This is a genomic window from Pseudomonas citronellolis, assembly GCF_029335315.1.
Lineage (GTDB): Bacteria > Pseudomonadota > Gammaproteobacteria > Pseudomonadales > Pseudomonadaceae > Pseudomonas > Pseudomonas citronellolis_A.
This window is the reverse complement of the sequence record NZ_JARJLT010000085.1, coordinates 21754-30035: the sequence shown is the minus strand read 5'-3', so window position 1 is coordinate 30035 and position 8282 is coordinate 21754. Positions and strand designations below refer to the sequence as shown.

Genomic DNA, 8282 nt, shown 5'->3' with positions numbered 1-8282 from the left:
GGCACGCGCAGGTCGTTTTCCGACCGCGTCGGCCCGCTCGCCGGCTCAGTTCAGGCCGAGCTTGCCGCGCAGGGTCGAGAGGTCCTCGGCCAGGGTGTTGACCGGGCCGGCCAGGGCCTTGCGGTCCTTGTCGCTGAGCTTGTCGTAGGTCTGGAAGCCGCCGTCGGCGCTGCGGTACTTGGCGAGGATGGCGTCGACGCTGGCGAAGTTCTTCTCCACCTTGGCGACGAAGGCCGGGTCCTGCTTGGCCAGCTGCGGGCGGAACAGCTCGACGATCTTCTTGGCGCCGTTGACGTTGCCCTGGAAGTCGTAGAGGTCGGTGTGGCTGTAGCGGTCTTCCTCGCCGCTGACCTTGGTCGCGGCCACTTCCTCCATCAGCGCGGCGGCGCCGCCGACGACTTTCTCCGGCGGGAACGGCAGGCCTTCCACGCGCTTGCGCAGGTCGTGCACGTCGGCCATCAGCTTGTCGGCCAGCGGGCCCAGGCCGTCGGTGCTGTTCTTCGCGAACAGGCTGTATTCGATGCGGTGGAAGCCGGTGAAGTCCGGGGCGTCGACCTTTTTCTCGTGGTCGTCCTCGCGGGAGTCGATGGCGCCGTCGAGGTCGCTGAACAGCTCGGCCACCGGCTCGATGGTCTCGTAGTACACGCGGGTCGGCGCGTAGAGCTTCTTCGCCGTGGCCAGGTCGCCCTTCTTCACCGCGTCGGTGAACTGCTGGGTGCGGGTGACCAGCTCGTCGAGGTTGTCGGTGACGTAGATCTTGTAGTCGGAGATCGGCCCGACCAGGTCCAGCGGCGAATTGGTGGCGGCCAGGGCGGCCAGCGGCGCGGTGAGCAGGCCGAGGCTGAACAGCAGGGCGAGGGAGGTGCGTTTCATGGGCGAGGGCTCCGGGGTTGTCGTTGTTCAGGCCGGCCGGCTGGCGGCCAGCAGGCTTCGGCCGAGGTGGTCGTCCGCGCCGGTGACCCCGGGCAGGACGAAGAAGTAGCCGCCGCCTTGCGGCTTCAGGTATTCCTCCAGGGGCTCGCCGTTCAGGCGCGTCTGCACGGCGATGAAGCCGCGTTCGAGGTCGGCCTGGTAGCAGATGAACAGCAGGCCCATGTCCAGCTGGCCGTTGCTGGCCGCGCCGTTGGAGTAGTTGAACGGCCGCCGCAGGATCAGGTTGGCCTGGCTCTGGGCGGTGCGCGGGTTGGCCAGGCGGATGTGCGCGTCGAGGCGGGTGCGCTGGCCCTGCGGGTCGCCGGCGTAGTCCGGCAGGTCGGTTTCCACCCGGCCGCCGTGGGGCGCGCCGCTGGGTTTCTGCCGGCCGATGATGCTTTCCTGCTCCTGCAGCGGGGTGCGGTCCCAGCGTTCGACGAAGTTGCGGATGATGCGCACCGCCTGGTAGCTGCCGCCCACCGCCCAGGCCGGTTCGTCGGCGCCGGGCTGCACCCAGACGATGCTGCGCATGGCCGCCGCGTCGCTGGAGTCGGGGTTGGCCGAGCCGTCGCGGAAGCCGAGGAAGTTGCGCGCGCTCTCGGTGGGCTGGCCGGGCCGCGCCGGCTGCACCGGCACGCTGCCTTCCTGTTTCCAGCGCACCAGCAGCAGGTCCGGGGTGTTCTTCACGATGTCGCGCAGGGCGTGGATGTTGGTGTCCGGGGTGTTGGCGCAGAACTGCAGGCACAGGTCGCCGTGGCAGCGCGCCGGGTCCAGGGCGTCGTTGGGGAAGCCGGTCATGGCCTGCAGGCGCTTGGGCTTCTGCGCGGCCAGGCCGAAGCGCTCGTCGAACAGCGAGGCGCCGAGGGCGACGGTGACGGTCAGGTTGTCCGGGATCACCACCGGGCCGAGGATGCCGGAGTCCGGCGGCGGCAGCTTGGGGTCGACCTGGGCCACCGGGCCGCCGTGCATGAGGAAGCGGATGCGCTCGTCGAGCACCCGGAACAGGCGCTCCAGGCCGGCGCGGTCGCTGGCCAGCACGTCGAAGGCGACGATCATCCCGGCCGCCGGGCGCGGCGTGACGATGCCCGGCTGGTGTTCGCCGAACCAGGCGTTGCGCTCCTGGGTGCGCTCGCTGGACGGCGCGTGGGTGACCTCGGCGGTGCCGGCGGCGCGCGCCGGGCCGGCCAGGCTGGCGCCGGCCAGGGCCACGCCGGCGGCGCCGAGGCCGAGCAGCACGCGGCGGCGTTGGGCGTTGGCGGGGCTGTTGTCGTCAGGGTGCATGGGTACTTCCTCGAAATCGGGGCTGGCTTGAATCACGGATGGCCCAGGCCGAGGACCGGGGCCACGGTGTCCAGCGCGTCGGCCAGGGCGGCGGCGTGGACGGCCAGTTGCTGGCGCTGCGCGGGCGTGACCTGGTCGTAGGGCCGGCCGGCCAGTTGGGTGAGATCGGCGCCCAGGGCGTCGGCGGCGCCGTCCAGGCGCGCGGGCAGGGCGGGGGCCTTGGCGCTCAGCAGTGGGCGCAGCAGGTCGATGACCTTGCGCGCGCCCTCCAGGTTGGCGACGAAGCCGGCCAGGTCGCTGTGGCTGTAGCGTTCCTCGTCGCCGCTGACGCGCTGCTCGGCCAGGTTGTGCAGCAGCCGCGCGGCGTTGCCGGAGAGCTGTTCGGGCGGCAGGGCCTGGGCCATCAGCGCGTCCTTCAGGGCGGCGACGTCGGCTTGCAGCCGCTGGGCGACCGGTGCCAGGCCGGTGGTCGAGCCCTGGGCGTAGAGGCCGTATTCCAGGCGATGGAAGCCGCCGAAGGCCGGGTCGCGTTCGCGCTGTTCGAAGGCGTCGGCGCGCGGGGCGATGCGGTTGTCCAGTTCAGCGAAGCGCTGCGCGCTGGCGGCGATGCGCTGGTAGGCGGCGCGGCCGGCCAGGTACTGGTTGCGCGCGGCGTCGAGGTCGCCGGCGGCCAGGGCCGCGTCCAGCGCCTCCAGGGCGCGTTGCAGCTGGCGCAGCTGGCCGGCGAGGTAGACGCGGTATTCGGACAGCGGGCCAACGAAGTCGAGCAGCGGCGAGCGCGCCTGCTGCGCGGCGCTGGCCGCCGCGCTGGGGGTGACATGCAGGCTGCCGCGCGGGTTGCTCAGCAGGCCGCAGGTGATCTGGTAGTCGCCGGGGTTGAGGTACACCGAGAGCGGCTGGCTCATGCCCGGCGCGATGTTCTCGCGTTCCTCCACCACCATCACGCCGTCGAGGATTTCCCACTCCACCGCGCGATCGGAATGGTTGAGGATGCGGAAGCGCGCCTGGCCGGCCGGCACGCTCAGGGCGTTCGGCGCGCAGCCGTGGGCCTGCACCGTCACCCGCACTTCGTCGTTGTCCAGCTTGGCTTGATGGGCGTGGCGCGCGGCGTAGTAGAAGGCCGCCGCGCCGAGCAGGGCCAGGGCCGCCGAGGCGGCCACGGCGGCGTTGAGCAGCAGGCGGCGGGCGCCCACCGGCGGGCGCGCTTCGGGCAGGCTCATGGGGTGGCGCTCCGGGCGCTGGCCGCCGGGCGTGGCGGCAGGAAGAACAGGGTCAGGCTCAGCGCCAGGTAGGCCAGCCAGGCGCCCAGGGTGCTGAGGGTGGGGCTCTGCTGGTAGCCGAGCAGGCCGGACAGCAGCGAACCCAGCGCGCCGTCCTCGGGCAGGTGTTCGCCCAGGTCCCACAGCGGCGCCTGCAGCAGGTTCCAGACCCCGGCCTCGTGCAGCGAGCGCACCGCGTTGGCGAGGATGCCGGCGGCCACCACCAGGATGAACAGCCCGGTCCAGCGGAAGAACCGCGCCAGGTTCAGGCGCACGCCGCCGCTGTAGATGCCGTAGCCCAGGGCCACCGCCAGCAGCAGGCCGAGCAGCGCCCCCAGCGGCGCGCCGGGGCCTTCGCTCTGCTGGAACACCGCGAGCAGGAAGAACACCGTCTCCAGGCCTTCGCGGGCCACGGCGAGGAACACCATGGCGATCAGCGCGTAGCCCTGGTGCCGCGAATGAAAGGCGTGGTCCAGCGCGGCCTGCAGCTCACCCTTGATGCTGCGCGCCATCTTGCGCATCCAGAACACCATCGAGGTGAGGATGGCCACCGCCACCAGGCCGACGATGGCCTCGAACAGCTCCTGCTGCTTCTGCGGGAATTCGGCGCTGGCCAGCTCCAGGCCGGCGCCGACGAACAGCGCCAGGGCGGCGGCGAGGAACACCCCGATCCACACCGCCGGCATCCAGTGGCCACGGCCGGTGCGGCGCAGGTAGCCGGCGATGATGCCGACGATGAGGGCGGCCTCCATGCCCTCGCGGAGCATGATGAGGAAGGGGACCAGCATGGGCAGCGACCTGAGAATGAAAACGCGAAGAATTCTTAATGTCACTGCCTTAAGAAATGCTTAAGGGGCGCGGGACTAGTGTCGGAACCTGGCTGCGGCGGATATGCGCAGGTCGTTTCCGGCAATGCCGGTGTGCGCAGAACAGCCACACTGGAGCCATACCGCTGCGGTCGTAACCGAAGTTGGTGCTGCACACACTGGGAGCCTTACCGGCTCGCTTTATCCCCCTGCCGTGCGTCGGGTGCGGCGGGGGATTTTTTTTGCCCGCCGCGCGGCCAGCGCCGCCGCTTCACGCCTTCTGCACGGCCCCGCTTGCTATCCTCGCCGGCATCCCTGCGGCGGAACCTGCCATGAACCTTGCCGATATCCCCCTCGGACCGCTCTCGGCCCGCGGCCTGCGCGGCGCGCTCAGCGGGCCCTTCGACCTCGACCTGGACGCCGGCCGCTGCTGCGTGCTCAGCGGTCCCTCGGGGGTCGGCAAGAGCCTGCTGCTGCGCCTGCTCGCCGACCTCGACCCCGGCGTGGGCCGGGTCAGCCTCGCCGGCGTCGACCGCGCCAGCCTGCCGGCCAGCGCCTGGCGACGCCTGGTCACCTATGTGGCGGCGGAGTCCGGCTGGTGGGAGGACGACGTCGCCGCGCACTTCGCCGACCTGGACGCCGCGCGCCCGCTACTGCCGCTGGTCAACCTCGACCCGGCGCTGCTGCAGGCCCAGGTCGCGCAGCTGTCCACCGGCGAGCGGCAGCGCCTGGCGCTGCTCCGGGCGGTGGTGCAGAGCCCGCGCTTCCTGCTGCTGGACGAACCCACGGCGGCGCTGGACCCGGCCAGCCGCGAGCGCGTCGAGCAATTGCTGCACCAATTGAAGACGGCCGGTGTCGGCCTGCTGGTGGTCAGCCACGACCCGGAACAGGGGCGGCGCCTCGGCGATACCCGGCTGCGCCTGGACGCCGACGGCCTGCGCGAGGTGCCGGCATGACCCCGCTGCAACTGAGCCTGCCGGAACTGGCCCTGGCGGCGCTACTGATCGTGGCCGCCGCCGCGCTGTCCTGGGCGTTGCGCCTGGGCCTGCAGCGCACCCTGCTGGTGTCCGCCGTGCGCCTGGTGGTGCAGCTGGTGCTGGTGGGGCTGTTCCTGCGCCAGGTGTTCGCCCTGTCCTCGCCCTGGCTCACCGCGCTGGTGGTGGCGGTGATGCTCGGCGCGGCCACCCTCGAAGTCGGCTCGCGGCAGAAGCGCCGGCTGGCCGGCTTCTGGCACCTGGGCATCGGCGGCGGCAGCGTCGGCGTGGCGACCCTCGGCATCGCCCTGTTCGCCCTCGCCGGCAGCCTGCGCCCGGACCCCTGGTACGATCCGCGCCACGCCATCCCGCTGGTGGGCATCATCCTCGGCACGGCGATGAACGCCGCCAGCCTGGCGCTGAACCAGGTGTTCGTCAGCGTTACCCGCGAGCGCGCCGCCATCGAGGCGCGCCTGGCCCTGGGCGCCGACCGCTACACCGCCCTTGGCGGGGTGCTGCGCCGGGCGCTGTATACGGGCCTGATCCCGACCCTGAACCAGATGGCCGCCGCCGGCATCATCACCCTGCCGGGGATCATGACCGGGCAGATTCTCGCCGGCATGGACCCGCTGGACGCCGCGCGCTACCAGATCCTGCTGATGTTTCTGCTCGCCGGCGCCGGCTTCGTCGCCGCCTTGGGCGCGGTCTACCTGTCGGCCTGGCGGCTCACCGACGAGCGCGACCGGCTGCGCCTGGACCGCCTGCGCAGCGAGGACTGAGCGGTTATGCTGGGTGTTTTCGAGCCGAACCGGAGAGCCCCATGAGCACTGCCAAATCCGCCCTCGTCGTCGGCGCCTCGCGCGGCCTCGGCCTGGGCCTGGTCAACCAGCTGCTGGCGCGTGGCTGGGAGGTCACCGCCACGGTGCGCGACGTCGCCAACGCCGGCGTGCTGGACAGCCTGCCGGTGCGCGTCGAGGCCCTGGTGCTGGACGATCCGGCCTCCCAGGACCGCCTCGCCGAAGCCCTCGCCGGGCAGCGCTACGACCTCGTCTACATCAATGCCGGGGTCTACGGCCCGCCGCACCAGGCGGCGCTGGACGCCAGCCTGGCGGAAGTCGGTGAGTTGTTCATGGTCAACGCAGTGGCCCCGCTGCGCCTGGCCGAGCGCCTGCTGCCACGGCTGGACGCGCAGGCCGGGGTGCTGGCCTTCATGACCTCCGAACTGGGCAGCGTGGCCGGCAACCGCGACGGCGGCATGGCCCTGTACCGGGCGAGCAAGGCGGCGCTCAACTCGCTGACCCGCAGCTTCGTCGCCGGCCTGGGTGACAGCCGCCTCACGGTGCTCAACCTGCACCCCGGCTGGGTGCGCACCGACATGGGCGGCGATGCCGCGCCGCTGGACGTGGAAACCAGCGCCGCCGGGCTCATCGACCAGGTCGAGGCCTACGCCGGGCGCGGCGGCCAGCACTACCTCGACTACCAGGGCACGACGATCGACTGGTGACGAATGCGGGCGCCGGGGGTACCATGCGCCCACGCCTGACTTCGCGGTCAACTGGCGTACCTGGATCAGCAGACAGGGTGAACACTGAGCTGGCTTACCGAACCATCGGGAGCCGGCTCGCCTCGCGCGGCGGCTCCGCCACCCAGAGGAATCACCCATGTCATCCCCCCGCCTGTGGCTGCGCAACCCCCTCGCCATCTTTACCGCCAACGGCCTCGACGCGCGTGGCGGCGTGGTCGTCCAGGACGGCCGCATCGTCGAGCTGGTCGCCCTTGGCCAGCAGCCCGCGCAAGCCTGCGAGCAGACCTTCGACGCCAGCCAGCACGTGCTGACCCCCGGCCTGATCAACACCCACCACCACTTCTACCAGACCCTCACCCGCGCCTGGGCGCCGGTGGTCAACCAGCCGCTGTTCCCCTGGCTGAAGACCCTCTACCCGGTGTGGGCGCGGCTGACCCCGGCGCAGCTGGCGCTGGCCACCAAGGTGGCCCTGGCCGAGCTGCTGCTGTCCGGCTGCACCACCGCCGCCGACCACCACTACCTGTTCCCCGACGGCCTGGAGCAGGCCATCGACGTGCAGGCCGGGGTGGTCGCCGAACTGGGCATGCGCGCCATGCTCACCCGCGGCTCCATGAGCCTGGGCGAGGCCGACGGCGGCCTGCCGCCGCAGCAGACGGTGCAGCGCGCCGAGGACATCCTCGACGACAGCGAACGGCTGATCCGCGACTACCACCAGCGCGGCGACGGCGCCCAGGTGCAGATCGCCCTGGCGCCCTGCTCGCCGTTCTCGGTGACCCCGGAAATCATGCGCGCCAGCGCCGAGATGGCCGAGACGCACGACGTGCGCCTGCACACCCACCTGGCCGAGACCCTGGACGAGGAAGACTTCTGCCTGCAGCGCTTCGGCCTGCGCACCGTGGACTACCTCGACAGCGTCGGCTGGCTCGGCCCGCGCACCTGGCTGGCCCACGGCATCCACTTCAACGACGAGGAAATCCAGCGCCTGGGCCAAGCCGGCACCGGCATCTGCCACTGCCCCAGCTCGAACATGCGCCTGGCCTCGGGCATCTGCCCGACCGTGGCCCTGGAAGCGGCCGGCGCGCCGGTGGGCATCGGCGTGGACGGCTCGGCCTCCAACGATGCTTCGAACATGATTCTCGAAGCGCGCCAGGCCCTGTACATCCAGCGGCTGCGCTACGGCGCCGAGCAGATCACCCCGGAGCGCGCGCTGGGCTGGGCCACCAAGGGCTCGGCGAAACTCCTGGGCCGCAGCGACATCGGCGAGTTGGCGCCGGGCAAGCAGGCGGACCTTGCGCTGTTCAAGCTCGACGAGCTGCGCTTCTCCGGCAGCCACGACCCGCTCTCGGCGCTGCTGCTGTGCGGCGCGGACAGGGCCGACCGGGTGATGGTCGGCGGCAACTGGCGGGTGATCGACGGGCAGGTGGAAGGAATGGACCTGAAGGGCCTGATCGCCGCGCACACCCAGGCGGCGCGCAAGCTGATCGGCTGACGGGCTTTTCGTAGGAGCGAGGGGGCTGATTAGGGG

The 8282-nt window shown here is 71.6% G+C and carries 8 protein-coding genes; 4 read left to right on the top strand and 4 right to left on the bottom strand.

Annotated features, from left to right (window positions below; translation table 11 throughout):
• Window positions 1-45 precede the first annotated feature (45 nt).
• The 4 genes from efeO (P3W75_RS07475) to efeU are packed head-to-tail and all read right to left on the bottom strand — an operon-like array spanning window position 46 to window position 4240.
• Complete coding sequence (gene efeO, locus P3W75_RS07475; RefSeq protein WP_276226735.1) at window positions 46-873, bottom strand: iron uptake system protein EfeO; 828 nt, start codon at window positions 871-873, stop codon at window positions 46-48.
• A 27-nt stretch (window positions 874-900) separates the two neighbouring features.
• Window positions 901-2193, bottom strand: coding sequence for an iron uptake transporter deferrochelatase/peroxidase subunit (gene efeB, locus P3W75_RS07470; protein ID WP_276226734.1), 1293 nt, complete (start codon window positions 2191-2193; stop codon window positions 901-903).
• 32 nt (window positions 2194-2225) lie between these two features.
• On the bottom strand, window positions 2226-3413 hold the full coding sequence (gene efeO, locus P3W75_RS07465; protein ID WP_276226733.1) for an iron uptake system protein EfeO: 1188 nt from the start codon (window positions 3411-3413) through the stop codon (window positions 2226-2228).
• A complete protein-coding gene (efeU, locus tag P3W75_RS07460) occupies window positions 3410-4240 on the bottom strand; it encodes an iron uptake transporter permease EfeU (protein ID WP_276226732.1) in 831 nt (276 codons plus the stop codon). Before efeU ends, efeO (P3W75_RS07465) begins: the two co-directional genes overlap by 4 nt.
• Before the next feature lie 350 nt (window positions 4241-4590).
• Between efeU and P3W75_RS07455 the strand changes: the two genes are divergently transcribed.
• The 4 genes from P3W75_RS07455 (at window position 4591) to P3W75_RS07440 (ending at window position 8246) form a co-directional block, all read left to right on the top strand.
• On the top strand, window positions 4591-5214 hold the full coding sequence (locus P3W75_RS07455) for an ABC transporter ATP-binding protein (RefSeq protein WP_276226731.1): 624 nt from the start codon (window positions 4591-4593) through the stop codon (window positions 5212-5214).
• Window positions 5211-6011, top strand: a complete 801-nt coding sequence (locus P3W75_RS07450) for an ABC transporter permease (RefSeq protein ID WP_276226730.1) — start codon at window positions 5211-5213, stop codon at window positions 6009-6011. Before P3W75_RS07455 ends, P3W75_RS07450 begins: the two co-directional genes overlap by 4 nt.
• 41 nt (window positions 6012-6052) lie before the next feature.
• On the top strand, window positions 6053-6736 hold the full coding sequence (locus P3W75_RS07445) for an SDR family oxidoreductase (RefSeq protein WP_276226729.1): 684 nt from the start codon (window positions 6053-6055) through the stop codon (window positions 6734-6736).
• 157 nt (window positions 6737-6893) lie between these two features.
• Window positions 6894-8246 carry an 8-oxoguanine deaminase gene (locus P3W75_RS07440; RefSeq protein ID WP_276226728.1) on the top strand — a complete coding sequence of 451 codons (1353 nt, stop codon included), beginning with the start codon at window positions 6894-6896 and terminating at the stop codon, window positions 8244-8246.
• Window positions 8247-8282: the final 36 nt, after the last annotated feature.

Bases quoted from the DNA above. Each gene is read 5' to 3' on its own strand.
- efeO (WP_276226735.1), bottom strand. From the start codon at position 873: ATGAAACGCACCTCCCTCGCCCTGCTGTTCAGCCTCGGCCTGCTCACC.
- efeB (WP_276226734.1), bottom strand. From the start codon at position 2,193: ATGCACCCTGACGACAACAGCCCCGCCAACGCCCAACGCCGCCGCGTG.
- efeO (WP_276226733.1), bottom strand. From the start codon at position 3,413: ATGAGCCTGCCCGAAGCGCGCCCGCCGGTGGGCGCCCGCCGCCTGCTG.
- efeU (WP_276226732.1), bottom strand. From the start codon at position 4,240: ATGCTGGTCCCCTTCCTCATCATGCTCCGCGAGGGCATGGAGGCCGCC.
- P3W75_RS07455 (WP_276226731.1), top strand. From the start codon at position 4,591: ATGAACCTTGCCGATATCCCCCTCGGACCGCTCTCGGCCCGCGGCCTG.
- P3W75_RS07450 (WP_276226730.1), top strand. From the start codon at position 5,211: ATGACCCCGCTGCAACTGAGCCTGCCGGAACTGGCCCTGGCGGCGCTA.
- P3W75_RS07445 (WP_276226729.1), top strand. From the start codon at position 6,053: ATGAGCACTGCCAAATCCGCCCTCGTCGTCGGCGCCTCGCGCGGCCTC.
- P3W75_RS07440 (WP_276226728.1), top strand. From the start codon at position 6,894: ATGTCATCCCCCCGCCTGTGGCTGCGCAACCCCCTCGCCATCTTTACC.